The following is a 20,580-nucleotide window of genomic DNA, read 5'->3' on the forward strand; positions in this document are numbered from 1 at the left end:
CGGCTTCGGCTTCGGCTTCGGGTTCGGGTTCAGCTTCGATTCCGGTTGCCGGTGGCGGCTCGGCGATACGCATGCTTGCCACAACGGTGCTCGCCGGCGCCGCACTTGCGGCCCAGGCCGCGCCTTCCGAGACGACCCTGCTCCCCGGCGCGCCGCCGTCGCGCGTCGTCGACACGATCGGCAACGGCACGCCGCAGGTAACCGGCAAGGTCGACGCCGCGACCGCCCGTTTCGCGCCCGATCCGACGCTCGTCGCGCTCGGCCGCCGGATCTTCTTCGACCCGCGGCTGTCCGAGCCGCGCGGCATGTCGTGCGCGGGTTGCCACGATCCGGGGCGCGCGTTCGCGCCGACGCTGTCGGCCGCTTCGCTCGCCGGGCCGGGCGTGCCGGAGGGCAGCCGCCACGGGCGGTTCAGCCAGCGCAACGCGCCGTCGCTGCTCTATGTGCGCTACGTGCCGCGCCGCCACTTCTACCAGGACGACGACGCGCCCGCGCCGGCACCGTTCGGCGGCCTCTTCAGCGACGGCCGCGCGGACACGCTCGCCGAACAGATCCGCGGGCCGCTGTTCGATCCGAACGAGATGAACAACCGGTCGCCGGCCGCGCTGCTGCGCAAGGTCAACGGCACCGAACTGGCGAGCGATCTCGCCGCCCGCTTCGGCGCGTCGGTGCGGCGCGATCCCGAGCAGTTGGTACGCGCGCTCGGCTCGGCCGTCGAGGCCTATCTGCAGAGCGACGAGATGGCGCCGTTCACGTCGCGCTTCGACGCGTTCCTGCGCACACGCAAGCCGCTCGCGCCGGCCGAGATGCGCGGCCTCGCGCTGTTCCGCAATCCCGACAAGGGCAACTGCATGAGCTGCCATACGCTGTCGCAGACGTCGAGCCGGCCGGAGCGCTCGCTCTTCACGGATTTCGGCTACGACGCGATCGCGGTGCCGCGCAACCGGGCGCTGCCTGCAAATCGCGATCCGCGCCATTTCGACAACGGCCTGTGCGACACGGCCGCGCGGCTGCGCTGGCCCGAACCGACACAATGGTGCGGCTACCTGCGCACGCCTGGACTGCGCAACGTCGCGGTCAAGCAGACGTTCATGCACAACGGCGTGTTCACGACGCTGCGCGACGCGGTCGCGTTCTACAACACGCGCTCGACCGACCCGGGCTTCTGGTATCACGGCGCCAGGACGTTCGACGACGTGCCGGCCGCCTATCGCGGCAACATCAACGTCAATTCGACGCCGATGAACCGCCGCCCCGGCACGCCGCCCGCGCTGACCGACGCGGAAATCGACGACATCGTCGCGTTTCTCGGCACGCTGACCGATGCCCGCTACGCGCAGCTCGCCGCACCTGCTGCCCGCACCGAGCCTGCCGCCCGGATCGCCCGTACCGCCGCGCCGGCACGCTGAACCCTGGCCTGACGGCCAGATGCGTGCGCGCCGCTTGCGGTCGCCGCAACTACTGGTTATATTTACAGTACTGTATTTATGAACAGTGAGGTGCGCGATGGAACATCTGGTCCGAATCGTCAACGACACCGATCGCCAAGTACTGGCATGGCTGCGTGCGCAGCTCGGCGACGCCCGCGTCGAGCGCGCGGCGCGCCAGCTCGGGCATACACGCAAACCCTTTCCGTCGGCGGTATGCCGGTATCTGGGCGTGAGCGCACCGGCCACGCTGCGTCAGGCCGAACGGCCACGCGCCGCGCGCGACTTCTCGGTCGGCGATCGCTACCTGTCGCTGATCCGCCAGCACCTCGCCGCGCACACGGTCGGCCGATGAAATCGCCGAAATCCTATCGTTGGCGCGTCATCGCGCGGCGGCCGATCGGGGGAAGCGCGACGTGCCGGATCGGCCGGCCCGTGCACCCGTCACGACAGCCGGGGCCGCAAGCCGATCCGCCGGCCCGGCCGGCATCCGGCGCGCTTAGGCAGCGGGCGCCGCGTCGCGTATCAACTGGCCGAGCGTTTGGATTGCCGTTTCATGGGCCGTGTCGAACGCCCGCGTGCAGGCCAGCCGGATATACGCGTCAAAGCGGTCGGAATTCGAAAAGATCGAGCCTGGCGCGATCTTCACCCCGCGCGCCAGCGCGGCATCGAACAAGGCTTCAGAACGCACGCCGTCCGGCAACGCGATCCACAGCAGCATGCCGCCCGGCGGCCGGTTCATCCGCGTGCCGGCCGGAAAATGACGCGCGATCGCGTCGATCGCCACATCGCGCTGCACGCGAAGCTGTTCGCGAAACCGGTGCAGGTGGCGATCGAACGCACCCGAGCCGACGAATTCGGCCGCGACGGCCTGCAGCAACGCGGCGTTGTGCCGGCTGTGCGCGAACTTGAGCATCTTCACGCGCGCATGCCAGCGGCCCGCGCTCATCCAGCCGAGCCGCATCCCGGGCGCCAGCACCTTGTTGAACGACGGGCAGTAGATCACCGTGCCGTCGCGGTCCCATGCTTTCGCGGGCTTCACCGCGTGCGGCGCTTCGACGAGCTCGCGATACGGCTCGTCCTCGATCACGGCCACGCCGCGTCGCGAGCACAACTCGACCAGCGCGGCCTTGCGTTCATCCGGCATCACGCAGCCGAGCGGGTTCTGCAGGTTCGGCACGACCACCACGGCCCGGATGTCCGGGTACGCGGTCAGCGCCACGTCGAGCGCCTCGATCGACAACCCGGTCGTCGGGCTGGCCGGAATTTCGAGCGCGCGCAGGCCGAGGCTTTCGAGCAGCTGGATCAGGCCGAAAAAGGCCGGCGATTCGATGGCGATCGTGTCGCCAGGGCGCGCCACCGCGCGCAGGGCGAGATTCACGGCATCAACGCCGCCGCTCGTCGACATCACGTCGTCCGGCGAAACCGTCACACCGTACGACAGCGCACGCTTGGCCATCGTCTGCCGGAATTCGGGTGAGCCGCCCACCGGCCCTGCATCGGTCAGCAGCGTCGGCTTGCGCCGCAACAGCCGGATTGCCAGCGTTTGCAGGCGCTCGGCCGGATACAGCGTCGCCAGCGCGGATGCGCCGCCGAGATTCAGCGCATCGGGTGCCGCATTCGCGCGATCGATCACGCGCGACACGCGTTCGTGCAGCCCCGCGAACGGCGGCTCGACACTCAGTGGCGGTCCGTCACTTTCCGGCAGCGTGTCGAGCGCGGCCGCTGCGCGCCGTCGCACGAAATAGCCCGAGCGCGGCTTGGCCTCGCACCAGCCGGTGTCCTCGAGCCGCCGGAATGCCTGGATCGCGGTCGACAGGCTCACGCCGTGCTGCGCCATGAACGCGCGCACCGACGGCATCCGGTCGCCGGGCGACAGCGTGCCGGCCGCGATGATGCGGCGGTAATGCTCGGCAAGCCGTTCGTAAAGCGGCTCGCCGGTCATCGGCAAAGGCGTGCGGAGCGGGTCGGTGATGGAGGTCATGCGGGTGATCGTGCCCGCGCACTCCGGCGCACGCCAGATACAGATTCCGGGGAAACCCACCGATACAGCGACACAAAATCAGCATCTGCACCGGAACAGATTCCCGTCCCCTGAATCTGTCCTGACCGCGCGCGTTTCCCTAACCTGATTGCACGCCGTCGCCTCGCCATCGCGAGGCTGCGTAAGCCGGGAAAACGGAAAAGGACTCGCCATGAGAACGCAGGACATCCGGCTCGACGCCGGGCAAAGCCACTTTGCGTGGTTCGACAAGGGCAGTCAGGTCGTCGTGCTCGACGGCGCGCTCGCGATCACGTTGCGCCAAGGCGGGCTCGACTGGCTGCCGGATGCGCCGCAATACGTTCGCCGCGTACTCGGCGAAGGCGAATGCCTGACAATCGAGACGGCCGGTCATGTGGCGTTGTCCGCCAGCGATGCCGGGTCGGCCGGCGCGACCGTCGTGGAGCCCGCGGCGCGGGGGCGCATGATCGCCGCGTGGCGTGTATGGGTACAGCGGGTCTCCGCTCGGTTATTCAGCGAGCGGCATGTGCGGGAGCAGCCCTGACGCGGTAGCGCGCGCGGTTGCCGGTGGCGTCGTGGGCCTTCGCATCGCCGCACCCGGCAGCTTGCACGCTCTGGCCCGGCACGCTCGCCAGAGGCAGACCGATTGAAGCCATCCGCGCGATCCGGCCGTCTCAGCCTCGCCGGCCCGCGACGTGCAGCCGCCGCCCCGCTACCGCACCTTCCGCCGACGCTCGATCCATTCGAACAGCGCCATCCCGACCAGCATCGCGACGACGAACGCGATGCCCTTGACCGACCCGAGCCCGATCGACACGATCGCGGGCCCCGGGCAGAACCCGGCAAGCCCCCAACCAATGCCGAACACGGTACTCCCGGCGACGAGCCGCACGGTGACCGTCCTCGCGGCCGGCCACTGGATCGGCAGACCGAGCCACGAGCGCGTCCGGCGCTTCGCCCATGCGAACGCGAACACGCCGACGCCGATCGCGCCGGCCATCACGAACGCGAGCGATGGATCCCAACCGCCCGCCAGGTCGAGAAACCCGAGTACCTTCCGCGGGTTGGCCATCCCCGACACGATGAGGCCGACGCCGAACAGCAATCCGGCCAGAAACGCGAAGCCTTCCTGCATGTCAGCCTCCGATCACGTGCCGGCGCACGAATACGGTCGCGAAACCGGCGACCATGAACACCGCCGTCGCGACGATCGACCGCGTCGCGCCGCGCGACAACCCGCAGACGCCATGACCGCTCGTGCATCCGCCGGCATAACGTGTGCCGACTCCAACCAGCAGGCCAGCGGCCAGCAGTTCGCCCCAGCCGGCATCGATCTGCGGCATCACGGCGGCACCGGCAGCACCGGCAGCACCGGCGATACGCATCATCAACGGCGCGGCGATCAGCCCGGCGACGAATGCGGCACGCCAGCCGCGCTCCGCAGCACCAGCGGCACCCGGGGCAATCAGGCCGCCGACGATGCCGCTGATCCCCGCGACCCGCCCGTTGAACGCGACGAGCCACGCGGCGGCGAGCCCGATCAGCACGCCGCCGGCGAGCGACAGCCACGGCGTGAAATGAAGCGCATCAAGCTGCATGGCGCTTCCCCTTCCCGTACGCAGCCGGTCCGCAGAACTGTTCGTAGAGCACGCCCATCACCGCGATCGCGGCCGGGCTGTCGAGCGAATAGTGGATGTTCTTGCCTTCGCGGCGCGTGCGGACCAGCGCGTTGTCCCGCAGCACGCCGAGCTGCTGCGACAGCGTCGGCTGGCGAATATCCAGCCGCGCCTCGAGTTCGCTCACGCAGCGTTCGCCCTGCGACAGTTCGCACAGCAGCAGTAGCCGGTCGGGATTGGACAGCACCTTGAGCAGCGCGCACGCCGCTTCGGCGGCGGCGCGCATCTGGCCGGGCTCGGGCAGCCCGGCGGAAGCATCGGCGTTCATGAGGACGGTCGCATACGATTAACGAATCGATATTATATCCATTTATATAATATCGACTCCCGCCAACATCCGGCGCCCTCAACATCGCCTGCCCGCCCCTCCACTACGCCTGCTCACCGGCAATCGTCTCAGCCGTCGCCGCATGCTTCGCGCCGGCCCGCACCACGCCGAGCGCCAGCACCGCGATTCCCGCAATCACGCACGGCACCGCGACGAACGCGAACGCGGTCGACAACGGCAGCCCCATCGCGAGCATCGCCCCGCCCGCCATCGAGCCGACGACCGATCCGCCGCGGCCGATCCCGTTCGCCCAACTGACACCGGTGGTCCGGCACTCGGTCGGATAGAACGCGGCCGACAGCGCGTTCGCGCCGACCTGCGAGCCCGACACGCAGAAGCCGGCCGCGAACACGACGAGCGCGGCGCCTTCGGGCGATGCAGCCAGCACGCCGATCGCCGCGACGAACGCGCCCGCCGCCGCATAGCTGCACGCGAGCACGCGATGCGGATCGAAGCGGTCCATCAGCCCGCCGAGCACGATCGCGCCGAGCGTGCCGCCGACCTGGAACATCGCCGTCACGCGCGCGGCCGTCTGCAACGTCGCGCCGGTCGTGCGCAACAGCGTCGGCAGCCAGCTCGACAGCAGGTAGATCACGAGCAGGCTCATGAAGAACGTGAGCCACAGCAGCAGCGTGCCGCGCAGCAGGTCCGGGCCGAACAGGCGGCCGAGCGGCGACCCGGCCGGCTTGCCGCGCGGCGCGATGAACGACGCGTGCGCGAGATGCGGGTCCGGTGCGATCCGCGCGAGCATCGCCGCGATCCGCTCGCGCGCCGCGCCGGTGTTGACGAGGTAGCGCACCGATTCCGGCAGCCGCCACGCGAGCACCGGGAGAAGCAGCAGCGGCGCGGCACCGCCGACGACGAGCACTGCGCGCCAGCCGTCGCGTTCGATCAGCGCCGCAGCCGCGAGCCCGCCGAGCGCGGAGCCGATCGTGAACCCGCAGAACATCGTCGTCACGAGCAGCGAGCGGCGCCGCGCGGGGCAATACTCGGACGTCAACGTGATCGCGTTCGGCATCGCGCCGCCAAGGCCGAGGCCCGTCACGAAGCGCCACGCGATGAGTTCGGTCAATCCGCCCGCGCTCGCCGACGCGGCACTCGCGATGCCGAAGCACGCGACACAGGCGAGCAGCAGGCGCTTGCGGCCGAACCGGTCGCCGAACGGCCCGAACACGAGCGCGCCGGCCATCAGTCCGGCGAGGCCCGCACCGAATACCGGCGCGAGCTGCGCGGGCGACAAGCCCCATTCCGCGCGAATGACGGGCGCGATGAACCCGATCGATGCAGTGTCGAAACCGTCGATCGCGACGATCAGAAAGCACAACACGACGATCGCGGCCTGAAACGGCGCAACGCGATGCCGGTCGATCCATTCGCTGACGTCGATGGACAGCGTATCGGCCATGATGATGTCTCCTCCATGAAGGCGGTCGCGCGCGATGTGGTTGGAATGCGCGCCGCCGGATGCGGGCTGAAGTGCGTCAGGCGACGGACTTCAGGCAATCCTCCGCGCGCCAGCCGTGCAGCCAGTCGAGCGCGTCGTAGAACTGCGTCTGCGTGCGCCCGACCCACAGCGCGTTGCGCACCTGCCGCTCGACGCCCTTCGCGTGATAGATCCGTCCCATTTCGCGCGCCGAATACAGCACGCGCGCGGTGCGCGGAATCCGTGCGCGCTCGTACAGCACGAACGCGGCTTCGAAATCGCCGTCGGTCTGCGCGACGGCCGCGCCGAGCGTCACCGCGTCCTCGAGCGCCTGGCACGCGCCCTGCGCGATGTATTGGGTCATCGGATGCGCGGCGTCGCCGAGCACCGTCGCGCGGCCCGTGCTCCAGCGCTCGACCGGGTCGCGGTCGGCGGTCGCCCAGCGCTTCCACGAGGTCGGCCGGTCGAGCATCTGCTTCGGCAGCGGATGAATGCCGTCGAAGTACGACAGCACTTCGTCCTTGCTGCCGTCGCGCACGCCCCAGGTTTCCTCGTCGCGGCTGTGGAACGTGACGACGAGGTTGTATTGCCGTCCGCCGCGCAGCGGGTAATGAACGAGGTGGCAATGCGGGCCGGCCCAGACGACCGGCGCATTGATCTGCAGATCCTTCGGCATGTTGTCGACATCGACGACCGCGCGATACACGACGTGCCCCGTCACGCGATGCGCATCGCCGATCAGTGCCTGCCGGATCGCGGATTTCACGCCATCGCAGCCGATCACCGCGTCGGCGCGATAACGCTCGCCGTGCTGGTCGGTCACGGTCACGCCGTGGTCGTCCTGTTCGAACCCGCACACCTGCGTGCTGGTCCGAAACTCGATCAGCGGATGATCCTTGACCGCCTCGTAGATTGACAGGTGAATGTCCGCGCGATGGATCACCGCATACGGATTGCCGAAGCGCTCGCGATACGCGGCGCCGGTATCGATGCGCGCGACTTCCCGCGCATCGACCGCATCCATCAGTTGCAGCCAGTCGGTGAACACCGCGCGACCGCGTGCGGCGTCGCCCACGCCGAGCGCGTCGAGCGCGTTGAACGCATTCGCGGCGAGCTGGATGCCCGCCCCGATTTCGCCGATGTGCTCGGCCTGCTCGAGCAGCTTCACGCGAATGCCCTGGCGCGCGAGCGCCAGCGCCGTCGCGAGCCCGCCGATGCCGCCGCCGATCACGAGTACGCGCCGGCCTGTGTTGTGTGTCTCGCCCATGTCTGTCTCCTGCTTCGTGTTACGCGACGTAGTCCGGTTGTCGCTGCGGCTGCGCCGCGTCGAACGCCGGCTCGTGCCGCGCGTGTTCGTAAATCGCGAGGCTGCGCGGATACGCGCTCAGGTCGCAATCCATCCGCAGCGCGTTCGCGACCTGCGGCACCAGGCACACGTCGGCGAGCGTCGGCGCCTCGCCGAAACACCACGGGCCCGTGTCCGCGCGCGCGAGCAGACGCTCGACGGCGGCCATGCCCTCGGCCACCCAGTGGCGGTACCACGCGCTCTTCTGCTGCGGCGTGACCTGCAACGCGCTGTCGAGGTAGCGCAGCACGCGCAGGTTGTTGACCGGATGGATGTCGCACGCGATCAGCGTCGCGAGTTCCAGCACGCGCGCGCGTTCGCGCGGCTCCACCGGAATCAGCCGCGGCGTCGGATGGATCTGATCGAGATAGTCGATGATCGCGAGCGACTGGCCGAGATGGAAATCGCCGTCGACCAGCGCCGGCACCGACGCCGACGGATTCACCTGCGCGACGTAGCCGGCGTCGCGATGCTCGCCCGTGCGGATGTTCACGGGCAGCGTGTCGTACGACAGTCCTTTCAGCGCGAGCGCGATGCGCACCCGATAGGACGTCGAACTGTTGAAGAAGCCATGCAGTTGCACGATGTGACCTTTCGAGAAATGCGACGAACGCGCGTCAGACCACGCGCACGGCGAGTTCGCCGAGACGCTCGATGCCGACCTTCATCAGGTCGCCCTGCACCACCGCGCCGACGCCTTCCGGCGTGCCGGTGAAGATCACGTCGCCCGGTTCGAGGCGGAAGAACTTCGACAGGTCGGCGACCGTTTCCGCGACCGACCAGATCAGGTGCGACACGTCGCTCTGCTGCTTCGTCGCGCCGTTCACCGTCAGCCACACGCCGGCCTGTTCGACATGACCGACATCGCTCGCCGGATGCACGGGGCCGACCGGCGCAGAACGGTCGAACGCCTTGCCGATTTCCCACGGGCGCCCCATCTCGCGCATCTTCATCTGCAGGTCGCGGCGCGTCATGTCGAGGCCGACTGCATAGCCCCACACGTGCTCGAGCGCCTGGTCGAGCGGAATGTCCGACCCGCCCTTGCCGATCACCGCGACGAGTTCGGCTTCGTAGTGGTAGTTCTGCGTCTGCGACGGATACGCGAGCTCGAGCGTTTCTCCGTAGGCCACCGGCACGATCGAATCGGCCGGCTTGCAGAAGAAGAACGGCGGTTCGCGATCGGGATCGAAGCCCATTTCGCGCGCATGGGCCGCGTAGTTGCGGCCGACGCAGTACACGCGGCGGACCGCGAAGCGGGCGTCGCTACCGGCGACGGGAAGCGCGACCGGCGCTTCGGGCGGGAAAACGTAAGTCATGAACGGCTCCAGCTTGAGCATGAAGGAAGAACGCGCGCCGCAGCGACGACGCACGAAACGAATCGGGGAAATCGTTGAAACGGGCCGCGCTCACTCGCGTGCTTCGCGCAGCAGATTCAGCGCGGACAGCACGGGCCGGTCGGAATAGCTGAACAGCACGCTGTCGGACGACGCCGCCAGCCGCACCGGTGCCCACGACGGCGCGACGAAGATGTCGTGCGGCTCGAACGCGAATGCGTCGCTGCCGACATGCGCGGTGCCGCGGCCGTCGACGACGCAGTAAATCGTCGCGTCGGTGCTGCGATACGTGCGGCCGTCGAAGCCGGCCGGCAGGAACTGCATGAAGGTCGCGATCGTCGGCATCGGCGAGCCGCCCGTCGCGGGGTTCACGTAGCGCAGCTTCACGCCGTCCCACGCGTCGAGCTCGCCGTTGCGGTACAGCGCGTCGAGCGCTTCGCGGGTCCGGGCATACGGATAGCTGAACACCGGCGACGTCGGATCGGTCACGCGATGCCGCACCGGCACCATGTTGTGGCCGAAGCGCGCGAAGCTGTCGCCCTCCGCGCGGCTGACCGGCTGCTCGGCTTGCGGATAGTTCTCCGCGAAGCCCGCGTCGAGGTTTGCGACGAGCGGGATATCGAGCCCGTCGAGCCACACGACCGGCTCGCCGCCGTCGTCCACGGACGGATTGCCGTGGTCGTGCCACGCCCACGACGGCGTGATGATGAAGTCGCCCGGATGCATCGTCGTGCGCTCGCCGTTCACCGCGGTCCAGGCGCCCTTGCCTTCGACGATGAAGCGCAGCGCCGACTGCGTATGCCGGTGGCTCGGCGCGATCTCGCCCGGCAGGATCAGTTGCAGCCCCGCATACAGGCTCGGCGTCATGCTCGACTTGCCGGGCAGCCCCGGGTTCTCAAGGACCAGCACGCGGCGCACCGCCTCTTCCGCGCTGATTACGTTGCCGGCCTGCATCACCAGGTCGCGCACCTGTGCGTACTTCCAGATCGCGGCCTGCGCGGCCGGCTGCGGCGTTTTCGGCACGAGGTTGTGCAGCGATTCCCACAACGGCGCGAGGCGCTGTTCGGCGATCCGGGCGTAGTAGTCGGCGCGGGACAGATCCGGGTGTCGGCTGGTCATGATGTCTCCTGGGGCGGCCGATCGCGGTCGGCGTTATGTCGGGTCGGGGCTGCGCACTGCAGTCCGTTAGCGCATTTATATTCGACCAAGTCATACCCGGTAAAATGGCGAAATCATCTAATCCATATTATTTCGGATATACCTTCCGGCACGGAGCATGTGATGGACTGGACCTACCGGCTGCGATTGCGGCACCTGCAAGTACTGCTGAGCCTGGCCAGCACGGGCAACCTGAGCCAGTCGGCGGCGGCGCTCGCGACCACGCAGCCCGCGCTGTCGAAATGGTTGAAGGAACTGGAGGAGGATGTCGGGCTGCCGCTGTTCGAGCGGCACGCGCGCGGCTTACGGCCGACGGCCTATGGCGACGCGCTGATCGAGCACGCGCGCCGCGTCGAGGCGCAGCTCGACGTCGCCCGCGACGACATGGCCGCGCTGCGCGAAGGCGGCAGCGGCCTGGTGACGATCGGCACGTCGGGCGTCGCGGCCGCCGATACGGTGCCGCTCGCGGTGTCGCAGTTGCTGAAGCGAATGCCGCGCGCGCAGGTCCGACTGGCCGAAAGCACGATGAACCAGCTGATGCTGCAGCTTGCGCGCGGCGAGCTGGACATCGTCGTCGGTCGGTCAGGGTCGGCGTCCGTCGATCCGCACCTGCACGCCGAAGCGCTGTACCTCGACCCGGTGGTGTTCGTCGCGCGGCCCGATCACCCGCTTGTCGCGGCGGCCACGGTGGGCTGGAACGAGGTGCTCGCGTACTCGTGGATCGTCTGGCCGTCCGGCACGCCCGTGCACAACGCGCTGCAGGTCGCGCTGACGGCTGCGGGCCGCGTGCAGCCGCCGCACTGCGTCGAATCGAATTCGTCGATCCTGAACCTCACGCTGCTGAACAACACCGACCTGCTCGGCGTTGCATCGCATCGCGCCGCACGGCGCTTCGAGCAATTGAACGCGATCCGCATCCTGCCGATGCAGCTCGAGGGCCAGGGCGCGGTGTCGATGTACTGGCATCCGGACAGCGCGAATCGCGCGGCCGTGGCCGCCGCGATCGAGTGCCTGCGCGCCTGTGCGGCGCCGCAGGTGGGCGGATGGGAGAAAGTGAAGGTGGAATGAAGGTGGAATAAGGGTGGAGTGAGCGGTGAAGCGGCCCGGTGCGAGCCGTGCCGCTTCACCGCGGCGCGTCAGGCAGCGCCGTCACAGGATGCCGTGTCGTCCAGCATCAGCGTGCCGACGCGCGCGGGCACGAGCGGCGTGCGCGGCACCGGCGGCGTCCAGCCGAACAGCGCCTGCGCCGCCGCACCGCACACGCGGCCCTGGCACGCGCCCATCCCGCAGCGGGTCTGCAGCTTCGCAGCCGTCCAGCTCGATGCCGGCGCGACCGCGTCTGCCACCCCGCCTGCGACCGCGTCGAAGCGCACGTCCTCACACCGGCACAGCAGCGTATCGGGCCGCGCGAGGCGGCGAATCGGCCCACGAATCGCGAAGCGCTCGCGCACCGCGTCGGCGAACGCCTGCCAGTGCGCGCGCTGCGCAATCAATGCGGCGAGCGGTGCCGTCTGCCCGGTGGCCGCGTAGCCGGCGATCTCCCCTTCGACCATCGCCAGTTCGCTGCCGCCGACACCCGTGCACTCGCCCGCCGCGAAATACCCGTCGCGGCTCGTGCGCTGATGTGTGTCGACCGCGACTGCGCCGTTCTCGATCCGGCAGCCGAGATGGCTCGGCAGCACGGTGTTCGGCACGAGGCCGAAGCCGCACGCAAGCCGGTCGCAGTCGACGGCGAACTCGCGCTCGCCCTGCCGAATTCGCACGCGCTCGAGCCGCTTGTCGCCGAACGCTTCGACGACGTACGCATTGGGCCGGTACGCGGCCGTGACGAGCTTCGCGGCCTGCGCGACCTTCGACGGCCAGCGCCACAGTCCCACGCCGAACGCGGCCGCGTCGCCCCATGCAGCCTGTTCGAGCACATGCGACACCTGCGCGCCGGCCTGACGGGCCGTCGCCGCGCTCGCCAGCAGCAGCGGGCCGCTGCCGGCGATCACCGTGCGCTGGCCGCGCACGTCGAGACCGTACTTGATCAGCGCCTGCAGGCCGCCGGCCCCGGTAACGCCCGGCAGCGTCCAGCCCGGGAACGGCAGCAGCAGTTCGCGGGCGCCGCAGCACAGGATCAGCGTGCGGAATTCGAGCCGGAATCCGCGCTCGTCATCCTCGAGCAGCAGCGTGCCCGGCAGTGTTTCGGCGACGATGCGCGTGGCCGCGAGATGCATGACGTTCGGCTGCCGCAGCACCGCAAGGCGTTCGGCCGCGGCCGCCACCGGCGTCGAGGCGGCCGCCTGGCGCCAGATCTGGCCGCCCGCGCGTGGATTGTCGTCGACGATCGCGACCGTGGCGCCGCTGCGTGCGGCGGCTCGCGCGGCCGAGAGCCCGGCCGGCCCCGCGCCGACGATCGCGACGTCGACGCTCAGTCGTTCCTGTTTCGCCATGCTCATCGCGTGCGCTCCACCCGCATCCCGTCGCGGCACAGCGTCTGGCAAGCCAGACGACGACGGCCGTCGATCGTCATCCTGCACTCCTGGCAGATGCCCATACCGCAAAACGGTGCGCGCGCCGCACCCGTGGCCGACACGCGGGTCGTGTCGTCGCCGCTCGCCGCGACGGCGGCCGCGACGGTCGCGCCCTCGGCCACCGTCAGCGCACGGCCGTCCAGATGAATGATCATGTCAGCCTCCGCCGGGCCGCCCCAAGGAGGCTGATCGCCCCCGCGGGGGGCAGTGAACGAAGTAAGCGTGGGGGTCGTTTCATGTCAGCCTCCGCCGGGCCGCCCCAAGGAGGCTGACCGCCCCCGCGGGGGACAGTGAACGAAGTGAGCGTGGGGGTCGTTTCATGTCAGCGCTCCGGCTACGGGGGACGTCGTCAGGAAACGTCCCGGCAAATACGGTTCGATGTCGATGGGCGGCCGCTCGCCCGTCATCAGCGCGGCGACGAGCCGCGCGCTGCCCGGCGCGGTCGTCACGCCGAGCCCTTCGTGCCCGACCGCGAGCCACACGCCCGGCCGCGCCGGATGTTCGCCGAGCAGCGGCAGGCCGTCGGGGCTCGCGGAACGGAAGCCCGTCCACGAGCGAATCCCGTTCAGGTCGGCCAGATCGGGGAGATAGCCGACCGCACGGCGCAGCATGCGCGCGAGCACCGGCGGCTCGACGCGTGCATCCTCGGTGTCGAACTGGCGCGACGAGCCGATCAGCAGCTGGCCGGTCGGCCGCGGCTGCACGTTGAATGCAACCGACGTACCGTCGCTCGCATGCGCGCTCGCGGCATACCCGAGCTCGACGAGCTGGTGCGACACCCGGCCCGGATAGCGGTCGGTGATCAGCAGGTGGCCCTTCTTCGGGCGCAGCGGCAGTTCGGGCAGCAGCGTGCGCGCGGCGACGCCGTTCGCGACCACGATGCGTTCCGCGCGCAGCGTTTCGCCGTTCGCGAGCATCACGCGCGCGCCGTCGACCGCCACCGCGCGCTCGCGCCGCAACGTGATGCCCGGCACACGCTGCAGCAGCCAGCTTGCGGCGACCGGCGCATAGAGAATCGCATCGCCGGGAATCTTCAGCGCGCCGCCGAGACCGGCACGCAGCATCGGCTCGAGCCGCGCGAGCGTCGCCGCATCGATCAGCTCGCCGGCGACGCCGTGGGCGGCGAGCGTCGCCTGCTTGGCGCGCGCGAGGTCCATCTCATGGGAATCGGCCGCGAGCCACAGCGTGCCGCAATTGCGGTACGCGCAGCCTTCCGGCATCTCGCCGGCGAGCGCGCGCCACAGCTCGATCGAGTAATGACTCAGCGCGAGCTCGGCCGCGTTGTCGTCCATCGCGACGAGGTGCCCCATGCCGGCACCCGTCGCGCCGCCGCTTGCGTCGTCGACGACGAGCACGCTCAGCCCGCGCTGCGCGAGTTCGTGCGCACACGCGGCGCCGACGATGCCGGCGCCGATCACGACGACGTCGGTGCTGGTCTCACTCACGACACGATGCCCCAGCCGAACGGATCGTCTTCCTCGATCAGCAGCGTCGCTTCCGCGCTCAGGTGCGCGCTGCCGCGGATCGTCGGCACGATGCCGCCGTCGGCCTGCGCATAGCTCGCCTGGAACACGCTGCCGATCACGCTCGCCTGATGCCATACGGCGCCCGGCTCGAGCTTGCCGTCGGCTGCGAGGCACGCGAGCTTCGCGCTCGTGCCGGTGCCGCATGGCGAGCGGTCGTATGCGTGACCCGGGCACAGCACGAAGCTGCGGCTGTCGTGTTCGGCGTCGTCCGCGAACAGTTCGATATGGTCGATCTCGCCGCCGTTCGCGCCGGTGATGCCCGCGCGTTCGAGCCCCGCGCGCACCGCCGACGAATAGGCGGTCAACGCCGCGACGTTGTCACCGGTCACGCGCTGGCCGTGATCGCTGATCAGGAAGAACCAGTTGCCGCCCCACGCGATGTCGCCCTTCGCGGGGCCGTAGCCCGGCACGTCGACTTCGACGGCCTTCGCATGGCGATACGCGAGCACGTTGCGCACGCTGACCGACAGGTCGTCGTGCAGCGTCGCCTCGACGGTGCCGACCGGCGTTTCGATCTTGTGCACGCCCGGCTCGATGCGGCCCATGTGATGCAGCGTGCGCACGACGCCGATCGTGCCGTGCCCGCACATCCCGAGATAACCGCTGTTGTTGAAGAAGATCACGCCGGCCGCCGCCTCCGGCGACACCGGTTCGCACAGCAGCGCGCCGACCAGCACATCGCTGCCGCGCGGTTCGAGAATGCACGCGGTGCGGTAGCGGTCGTGCTCGCGCGCGAGCACGTCGCGCCGCTCAGCCATCGTGCCGTTGCCGAGCGACGGAAAACCGGACACGACGAGCCGCGTGGGTTCGCCGCCGGTGTGCGAATCGATGATCTGGATGCGCTTCATCATGAGCCGTCCGAAGTGGGGAAAGGAGCATAGCTTCCTCCGTCGCGCGTCCGTCCGCTTGTGGCTTTTCGATGAAGGCGGCGACGAAATCGGCATAGTGCGGAGCACCTTTCGGGACCCTTCCGGCCGCTGTGCCGATTTCGTCATTTTGCTCCGCGATACGACTCAAGCGTGATGGGTGTTTGCACGGCGATACTGGTTGCACGCCGACGCGCCAGTCGCCGACCGATACGAAGCAGGAGATTGCAGTGAACCGAAACGCCATCCAGCGGACCGGAGTTTTCCCCGCCGTCCGCAACCGGTTCGAACCGGGCGCTTCCATCGCTTTCGACACCGCACGCCGCGCCGGACAGAACCGGGCAAAGCGCTGAGCGCGCCGATCGCGCCGACCGATTTCCCCCGGCGGTGCAACGGCCTCCCCCCGTCGCGCCGCCGCTTCCTGTCCGGCACGGCCCACGGGCCCGTTCGCTGCCACGCCAGCCCGCGCTGCGCATGAATGGTCCCCCCGGTCATTAGAACCGGTCGCACGCCGGCCGGCAGGTGCCGCACCGCTGCTCCGTCGGAGCGCGGCGCAAACCCCGCCTGCCCCGATATTTCCCAGGAGACAAACCCATGCCAGGTCAAGGCAATACGCACCCGTCCGTCCCGCTTTCCCGTTCCGTGGCCGCCGACGGCGGTCACGGCAAATTCAAGAAACAGCTGTCGCTGACCGACCTCACGTTCATCGGCCTCGGTGCGATCTTCGGTTCGGGTTGGCTGTTCGCCGCGAGCCACGTATCGACGATCGCCGGCCCGGCCGGCATCTTCTCGTGGCTGCTCGGCGGCTTCGCGGTGCTGCTGCTCGGCATCGTCTACTGCGAGCTCGGCGCCGCGCTGCCGCGCGCGGGCGGCGTGGTCCGCTACCCGGTGTTCTCGCACGGCCCGCTGCTCGGCTACCTGATGGGCTTCATCACGCTGATCGCATTCTCGAGCCTGATCGCGATCGAAGTGGTTGCCGCGCGCCAGTACGCGGCGGCATGGTTCCCGGGCCTGACCAAGGCCGGTTCGAGCGACCCGACGACGATCGGCTGGCTGCTGCAGGCCGCGCTGCTGTGCTTCTTCTTTTACCTGAACTATTCGAGCGTGAAGACGTTCGCGAAGGCGAACAACGTCATCAGCATCTTCAAGTTCATCGTGCCGCTGTCGGTGATCGCGGTGCTGTTCACGTTCTTCAAACCCGCCAACCTGACCGTGCACGGCTTCGCGCCGTTCGGCATGCCGGGCATCGAAATGGCCGTGTCGGCCGGCGGCATCATCTTCGCGTATCTCGGCCTCACGCCGATCGTGTCGGTTGCCAGCGAAGTGCGCAATCCGCAGCGCACGATCCCGATCGCGCTGATCCTGTCGATCCTGCTGTCCACGCTGATCTACGTGCTGCTGCAGCTCGCGTTCATCGGCAGCATCCCGACCGACATGCTCGCCGCCGGCTGGCACGACGTCAGCAAGGCGTTCTCGCTGCCGTACCGCGACATCGCGCTCGCGCTCGGCGTGGGCTGGCTCGCGGTGATGGTCGTCGCCGACGCGGTGATCTCGCCGAGCGGTTGCGGCAACATCTACATGAACGCGACGCCGCGCGTCGTCTACGGCTGGGCGAAGACGGGCACGTTCTTCAAGGTGTTCACGCGCGTCGACGAAGCGTCGGGCATCCCGCGCGCAGGCCTGTGGCTCACGTTCGGCCTGTCGATCTTCTGGACGATGCCGTTCCCGTCGTGGGAAGCGCTGATCAACATCGTGTCGGCCGCGCTCGTGCTCAGCTATGCGGTTGCGCCCGTGTCGGTCGCCGCGCTGCGCCGCACCGCGCCCGGCCTGCCGCGGCCGTTCCGCGCAGTGGCGTTCGGCCTCACCGGCCCGGCGTCGTTCGTGATCGCCGCGCTGATCGTCTACTGGTCGGGCTGGAGCACGGTGTCCTGGCTGCTCGGCCTGCAGATCGTGATGTTCGTGATCTATCTCGCGTGCCGCCGCTGGGTGCCGACCGCGCACCTGAGCATCGCCGAGCAGGTGCGTTCGTCCGCATGGCTGATCGCGTTCTACGCGGCCATGATCGTGCTGTCGTATTTCGGCGGCTTCGGCGGCACGGGCCAGCTCGCACATCCGTACGACACGTTCGTCGTCGCGGCCGTCGCGCTCGTGATCTTCTACTGGGGCGCCAACACCGGCATCCGGTCCGACAAGCTGCAGCTCGACGACGACGAAGACTGACGCACTCGCTTTCCCCATTTCCCCCTTTCCATTCCGGCCGGGCACCGCACGCCCGGCCCCGCATTTTTCGAGGAAAACCATGCAACTCACAGGTCAGCTCCTGATCGGCCAGTCGGCCATCGCCGGACAGAACGGCACCCTCCACGCGATCGCCGCCGCGACCGGCGAATCGCTCGAACCCGCGTTCGGCGGCGCGAGCCTGCACGACCTGGAGACGGCCTGCGCGCTCGCCGACGACGCGTTCGACACGTACCGCGAAACGAGCCCCGAGCAGCGCGCGGCGTTTCTCGACGCGATCGGCCGCAACATCATGGCGCTCGGCGACGACCTGATCGAGCGCTGCGTCACCGAAACGGGCCTGCCGCGCGCGCGCGTCGAAGGCGAGCGCGGCCGCACGGTCGGCCAGCTCGCACTGTTCGCGTCGCTCGTGCGCGACGGCGGCTACGTCGATGCGCGCATCGACCCGGCTCGCCCCGACCGCAAGCCGCTGCCGCGCGTCGACCTGCGCCTGCGCAACGTCGCGATCGGGCCGGTCGCCGTGTTCGGCGCATCAAACTTCCCTCTCGCGTTCTCGGTCGCGGGCGGCGATACCGCATCGGCACTCGCGGCCGGCTGTCCGGTGATCGTCAAGGCGCACTCGGCGCATCCGGGCACCTCCGAGCTCGTCGGCCGCGCGATCCAGCAGGCCGTGCGCGACTGCGGGCTGCCGGCCGGCGTGTTCTCGCTGCTGTTCGACGCGTCGCGCGAGATCGGCCAGGCGCTCGTCGCGGATCCGCGCATCAAGGCGGTCGGCTTCACCGGCTCGCGCCGCGGCGGCGTCGCGCTGATGAACATCGCGGCCGCGCGCCACGAGCCGATTCCGGTCTATGCGGAAATGAGTTCGATCAACCCGGTGCTGCTGTTCCCGGCCGCGCTCGACGCGCGCCACGACACGATCGCGCCGCAGTTCGTCGCGTCGCTCGCGCTCGGCGCCGGGCAGTTCTGCACGAACCCGGGCCTCGTGCTCGCGGTCGACGGCCCCGCGCTGCGCGCGTTCGAAGCCGCGGCGGCCACCGCCGTGCAAGCGACGCCGGCGCAGACGATGCTGACGCCGCACATCCACGCAAGCTATGCGCAAGGCGTGGCCGCGCTGCACGCGCACGACAAGGTCGAACGGCTCGCCGAAGGCGTGGAAGGCGGCCGCTATCAGGCGCGCGCGGCGCTGTTCGCCACCGCTGCGGACGCATTCATCGCGCACCCGCAACTGCGCGACGAAGTGTTCGGCCCCGCATCGGTGATCGTGCGCTGCCCGGATGCCGACACGCTGCATCGCGTACTGAAGTCGCTCGAAGGCCAGCTGACGATCGCCGCGCATCTCGGCGACGGCGACGCCGCGCTGTTCGCCGCGCTGCGCCCGACGCTCGAGCGCAAGGCCGGCCGGATTCTCGTCAACGGCTTCGGCACGGGCGTCGAGGTCGGTCACGCGATGGTGCACGGCGGCCCGTTCCCGGCCACGTCCGACACGCGCACGACATCGGTCGGCGCACGCGCGATCGAGCGCTTCCTGCGCCCGGTGTCGTACCAGGACGTGCCGGACGCGCTGCTGCCCGATGCGATCCGCAACGGCAACCCGCTGAACGTGCCGCAACGCATCGACGGCGTGCCGGCGCCGCGGGAAGCGCGCGATGTCTGAGCCGCTCGCCGACGTCGTCCTGTCGCTCGATGAGGTCCATGCCCTCGCGCTGCGGGTGCTCACGCATCACGGAATGTCCGATGCGCACGCGCACGCGATCGCCAACGTGATCACGCAGGGCCAGCGCGACGAGTGCCACTCGCACGGCATGTACCGGCTGCTCGTGTGCGTGCGTTCGCTGAAGAAGGGCAAGGTCGATCCGCAGGCCGTGCCGACGCTGCGCCGGCTGTCGTCGTCGATCGTGTCGGTCGACGCGCATCGCGGCTTCTCGCTGCTGAGCTTCGAAACCGGCCTGCCGGTGCTCGTCGAGATGGCGAAGCAGCACGGGATCGCCGCGATGGCGATCAACCACTGCTATCACTTCTCGGCGCTGTGGCCCGAGGTCGAGGCGATTGCCGCCGAAGGGTTGGTCGGCATCGCGATGAACCCGAGCCACAGCTGGGTCGCGCCGGAAGGCGGCCGCGAGCCGGTGTTCGGCACCAACCCGATCGCGTTCGCGTGGCCGCGCCCGGACGGCGTGCCGTTCGTGTTCGACTTCGCGACCAGCGCGATCGCGCGCGGCGACATCGAGCTGCACGCGAAACAGGGCAAGTCGATTCCGTCGCACTGGGCCATCGATGCCGACGGCCAGCCGACCACCGATCCGAAAGCAGCGCTGCAGGGCGCGATGCGCACGTTCGGCGGTCACAAGGGCTCGGCGCTCGCGGCGATGGTCGAACTGCTCGGCGGTGCGCTGATCGGCGACATGACGAGCCAGGAGTCGATGGAGTTCGACGAAGGCGTCGGCGCGACGCCGTGTCATGGCGAGCTCGTGATCGCGTTCGATCCGAAGGTGTTTCTCGGCGAAGATCTCGACGCGGGGCTCGCGCGCGGCGAACGGATGTTCGCGTCGATCACCGGGCAAGGCGCGCGGTTGCCGTCGCAGCGACGCTTCGATGCGCGCGCACGCAGCATCGCGCACGGCGTGCGGATTCCGAAGGCGTTGTACGACGAAATCCTGACGCTGCTTGACTGACGCGCGCTCGCGGGCGGGATGGCGCGGCTTCATCGTCGGCAAGACGGGCGATGAAGCTGCTCCCGGGCTCTG

20 protein-coding genes are annotated in these 20,580 nt (G+C 69.4%); 7 read left to right on the forward strand and 13 right to left on the reverse strand.

Annotated elements, in window-relative coordinates:
* Window positions 1–71: 71 nt before the first annotated feature.
* Together C7H84_RS05030 and C7H84_RS05035 are read left to right on the forward strand one after the other, a co-directional pair.
* Entirely contained in the window at window positions 72–1,409 is a 1,338-nt protein-coding gene (locus tag C7H84_RS05030; protein WP_121857693.1) for a cytochrome c peroxidase, read from the forward strand.
* A 97-nt stretch (window positions 1,410–1,506) separates the two neighbouring features.
* A complete protein-coding gene (locus tag C7H84_RS05035) occupies window positions 1,507–1,782 on the forward strand; it encodes a hypothetical protein (RefSeq protein WP_121857694.1) in 276 nt (91 codons plus the stop codon).
* 144 nt (window positions 1,783–1,926) lie between these two features.
* On the opposite strand, the gene C7H84_RS05040 is transcribed toward C7H84_RS05035, so the two are convergent.
* Window positions 1,927–3,411, reverse strand: coding sequence for a PLP-dependent aminotransferase family protein (locus C7H84_RS05040; protein WP_205611393.1), 1,485 nt, complete (start codon window positions 3,409–3,411; stop codon window positions 1,927–1,929).
* Between the two features lie 211 nt (window positions 3,412–3,622).
* On the opposite strand from C7H84_RS05040, the gene C7H84_RS05045 reads away from it, so the two are divergent.
* Complete coding sequence (locus C7H84_RS05045; protein ID WP_121857695.1) at window positions 3,623–3,973, forward strand: hypothetical protein; 351 nt, start codon at window positions 3,623–3,625, stop codon at window positions 3,971–3,973.
* Window positions 3,974–4,141: 168 nt separating this feature from the next.
* Here the strand turns inward: C7H84_RS05045 and C7H84_RS05050 are convergent, their stop codons facing one another.
* The 8 genes from C7H84_RS05050 to gtdA form a co-directional block, all read right to left on the reverse strand.
* Complete coding sequence (locus C7H84_RS05050) at window positions 4,142–4,564, reverse strand: DUF6691 family protein (protein WP_121857696.1); 423 nt, start codon at window positions 4,562–4,564, stop codon at window positions 4,142–4,144.
* Between the two features lies 1 nt (window position 4,565).
* The gene (locus C7H84_RS05055) at window positions 4,566–5,027 is read right to left on the reverse strand and encodes a YeeE/YedE family protein (protein ID WP_121857697.1); all 462 of its coding nucleotides are present in this window, start codon (window positions 5,025–5,027) and stop codon (window positions 4,566–4,568) included.
* A complete protein-coding gene (locus C7H84_RS05060; RefSeq protein ID WP_121857698.1) occupies window positions 5,017–5,373 on the reverse strand; it encodes a metalloregulator ArsR/SmtB family transcription factor in 357 nt (118 codons plus the stop codon). The genes C7H84_RS05055 and C7H84_RS05060 overlap by 11 nt, the downstream gene beginning before the upstream one ends.
* Window positions 5,374–5,476: 103 nt before the next feature.
* The gene (locus C7H84_RS05065) at window positions 5,477–6,838 is read right to left on the reverse strand and encodes an aromatic acid/H+ symport family MFS transporter (RefSeq protein WP_121857699.1); all 1,362 of its coding nucleotides are present in this window, start codon (window positions 6,836–6,838) and stop codon (window positions 5,477–5,479) included.
* Between the two features lie 76 nt (window positions 6,839–6,914).
* The gene (locus tag C7H84_RS05070) at window positions 6,915–8,123 is read right to left on the reverse strand and encodes a 3-hydroxybenzoate 6-monooxygenase (RefSeq protein WP_121857700.1); all 1,209 of its coding nucleotides are present in this window, start codon (window positions 8,121–8,123) and stop codon (window positions 6,915–6,917) included.
* Between the two features lie 19 nt (window positions 8,124–8,142).
* Window positions 8,143–8,784 carry a maleylacetoacetate isomerase gene (maiA, locus tag C7H84_RS05075; RefSeq protein ID WP_121857701.1) on the reverse strand — a complete coding sequence of 214 codons (642 nt, stop codon included), beginning with the start codon at window positions 8,782–8,784 and terminating at the stop codon, window positions 8,143–8,145.
* Between the two features lie 34 nt (window positions 8,785–8,818).
* Window positions 8,819–9,517, reverse strand: coding sequence for a fumarylacetoacetate hydrolase family protein (locus tag C7H84_RS05080; protein ID WP_121857924.1), 699 nt, complete (start codon window positions 9,515–9,517; stop codon window positions 8,819–8,821).
* Between the two features lie 90 nt (window positions 9,518–9,607).
* The gene (gene gtdA / locus C7H84_RS05085) at window positions 9,608–10,654 is read right to left on the reverse strand and encodes a gentisate 1,2-dioxygenase (RefSeq protein WP_121857702.1); all 1,047 of its coding nucleotides are present in this window, start codon (window positions 10,652–10,654) and stop codon (window positions 9,608–9,610) included.
* Between the two features lie 162 nt (window positions 10,655–10,816).
* On the opposite strand from gtdA, the gene C7H84_RS05090 reads away from it, so the two are divergent.
* Window positions 10,817–11,761 carry a LysR substrate-binding domain-containing protein gene (locus C7H84_RS05090; RefSeq protein ID WP_121857703.1) on the forward strand — a complete coding sequence of 315 codons (945 nt, stop codon included), beginning with the start codon at window positions 10,817–10,819 and terminating at the stop codon, window positions 11,759–11,761.
* Between the two features lie 68 nt (window positions 11,762–11,829).
* Here the strand turns inward: C7H84_RS05090 and C7H84_RS05095 are convergent, their stop codons facing one another.
* The 4 genes from C7H84_RS05095 to C7H84_RS05110 form a co-directional block, all read right to left on the reverse strand.
* Complete coding sequence (locus tag C7H84_RS05095; protein ID WP_121857704.1) at window positions 11,830–13,128, reverse strand: FAD/NAD(P)-binding oxidoreductase; 1,299 nt, start codon at window positions 13,126–13,128, stop codon at window positions 11,830–11,832.
* Between the two features lie 2 nt (window positions 13,129–13,130).
* Complete coding sequence (locus C7H84_RS05100; RefSeq protein ID WP_121857705.1) at window positions 13,131–13,364, reverse strand: 2Fe-2S iron-sulfur cluster-binding protein; 234 nt, start codon at window positions 13,362–13,364, stop codon at window positions 13,131–13,133.
* A gap of 162 nt (window positions 13,365–13,526) precedes the next feature.
* Complete coding sequence (locus C7H84_RS05105; protein ID WP_121857706.1) at window positions 13,527–14,654, reverse strand: FAD-dependent oxidoreductase; 1,128 nt, start codon at window positions 14,652–14,654, stop codon at window positions 13,527–13,529.
* Window positions 14,651–15,583 carry a 4-hydroxyproline epimerase gene (locus tag C7H84_RS05110; RefSeq protein ID WP_121857925.1) on the reverse strand — a complete coding sequence of 311 codons (933 nt, stop codon included), beginning with the start codon at window positions 15,581–15,583 and terminating at the stop codon, window positions 14,651–14,653. The genes C7H84_RS05105 and C7H84_RS05110 overlap by 4 nt, the downstream gene beginning before the upstream one ends.
* Before the next feature lie 612 nt (window positions 15,584–16,195).
* Between C7H84_RS05110 and C7H84_RS05115 the strand changes: the two genes are divergently transcribed.
* The 3 genes from C7H84_RS05115 (at window position 16,196) to C7H84_RS05125 (ending at window position 20,508) form a co-directional block, all read left to right on the forward strand.
* A complete protein-coding gene (locus C7H84_RS05115) occupies window positions 16,196–17,821 on the forward strand; it encodes an APC family permease (RefSeq protein ID WP_121857707.1) in 1,626 nt (541 codons plus the stop codon).
* 79 nt (window positions 17,822–17,900) lie between these two features.
* Window positions 17,901–19,493 carry an aldehyde dehydrogenase (NADP(+)) gene (locus C7H84_RS05120; protein ID WP_121857708.1) on the forward strand — a complete coding sequence of 531 codons (1,593 nt, stop codon included), beginning with the start codon at window positions 17,901–17,903 and terminating at the stop codon, window positions 19,491–19,493.
* Entirely contained in the window at window positions 19,486–20,508 is a 1,023-nt protein-coding gene (locus tag C7H84_RS05125) for an Ldh family oxidoreductase (RefSeq protein ID WP_121857709.1), read from the forward strand. The genes C7H84_RS05120 and C7H84_RS05125 overlap by 8 nt, the downstream gene beginning before the upstream one ends.
* Window positions 20,509–20,580: the final 72 nt, after the last annotated feature.

The organism is Burkholderia sp. Nafp2/4-1b (assembly GCF_003635165.1).
GTDB lineage: Bacteria > Pseudomonadota > Gammaproteobacteria > Burkholderiales > Burkholderiaceae > Burkholderia.

Bases quoted from the DNA above. Each gene is read 5' to 3' on its own strand.
- C7H84_RS05110 (WP_121857925.1), bottom strand. From the start codon at position 15,583: ATGAAGCGCATCCAGATCATCGATTCGCACACCGGCGGCGAACCCACG.
- C7H84_RS05040 (WP_205611393.1), bottom strand. From the start codon at position 3,411: ATGACCTCCATCACCGACCCGCTCCGCACGCCTTTGCCGATGACCGGC.
- C7H84_RS05115 (WP_121857707.1), top strand. From the start codon at position 16,196: ATGCCAGGTCAAGGCAATACGCACCCGTCCGTCCCGCTTTCCCGTTCC.
- C7H84_RS05055 (WP_121857697.1), bottom strand. From the start codon at position 5,027: ATGCAGCTTGATGCGCTTCATTTCACGCCGTGGCTGTCGCTCGCCGGC.
- C7H84_RS05100 (WP_121857705.1), bottom strand. From the start codon at position 13,364: ATGATCATTCATCTGGACGGCCGTGCGCTGACGGTGGCCGAGGGCGCG.
- C7H84_RS05060 (WP_121857698.1), bottom strand. From the start codon at position 5,373: ATGAACGCCGATGCTTCCGCCGGGCTGCCCGAGCCCGGCCAGATGCGC.
- C7H84_RS05030 (WP_121857693.1), top strand. From the start codon at position 72: ATGCTTGCCACAACGGTGCTCGCCGGCGCCGCACTTGCGGCCCAGGCC.
- C7H84_RS05035 (WP_121857694.1), top strand. From the start codon at position 1,507: ATGGAACATCTGGTCCGAATCGTCAACGACACCGATCGCCAAGTACTG.
- C7H84_RS05095 (WP_121857704.1), bottom strand. From the start codon at position 13,128: ATGGCGAAACAGGAACGACTGAGCGTCGACGTCGCGATCGTCGGCGCG.
- C7H84_RS05120 (WP_121857708.1), top strand. From the start codon at position 17,901: ATGCAACTCACAGGTCAGCTCCTGATCGGCCAGTCGGCCATCGCCGGA.
- C7H84_RS05080 (WP_121857924.1), bottom strand. From the start codon at position 9,517: ATGACTTACGTTTTCCCGCCCGAAGCGCCGGTCGCGCTTCCCGTCGCC.
- C7H84_RS05045 (WP_121857695.1), top strand. From the start codon at position 3,623: ATGAGAACGCAGGACATCCGGCTCGACGCCGGGCAAAGCCACTTTGCG.
- gtdA (WP_121857702.1), bottom strand. From the start codon at position 10,654: ATGACCAGCCGACACCCGGATCTGTCCCGCGCCGACTACTACGCCCGG.
- C7H84_RS05090 (WP_121857703.1), top strand. From the start codon at position 10,817: ATGGACTGGACCTACCGGCTGCGATTGCGGCACCTGCAAGTACTGCTG.
- C7H84_RS05065 (WP_121857699.1), bottom strand. From the start codon at position 6,838: ATGGCCGATACGCTGTCCATCGACGTCAGCGAATGGATCGACCGGCAT.
- C7H84_RS05070 (WP_121857700.1), bottom strand. From the start codon at position 8,123: ATGGGCGAGACACACAACACAGGCCGGCGCGTACTCGTGATCGGCGGC.
- C7H84_RS05050 (WP_121857696.1), bottom strand. From the start codon at position 4,564: ATGCAGGAAGGCTTCGCGTTTCTGGCCGGATTGCTGTTCGGCGTCGGC.
- C7H84_RS05125 (WP_121857709.1), top strand. From the start codon at position 19,486: ATGTCTGAGCCGCTCGCCGACGTCGTCCTGTCGCTCGATGAGGTCCAT.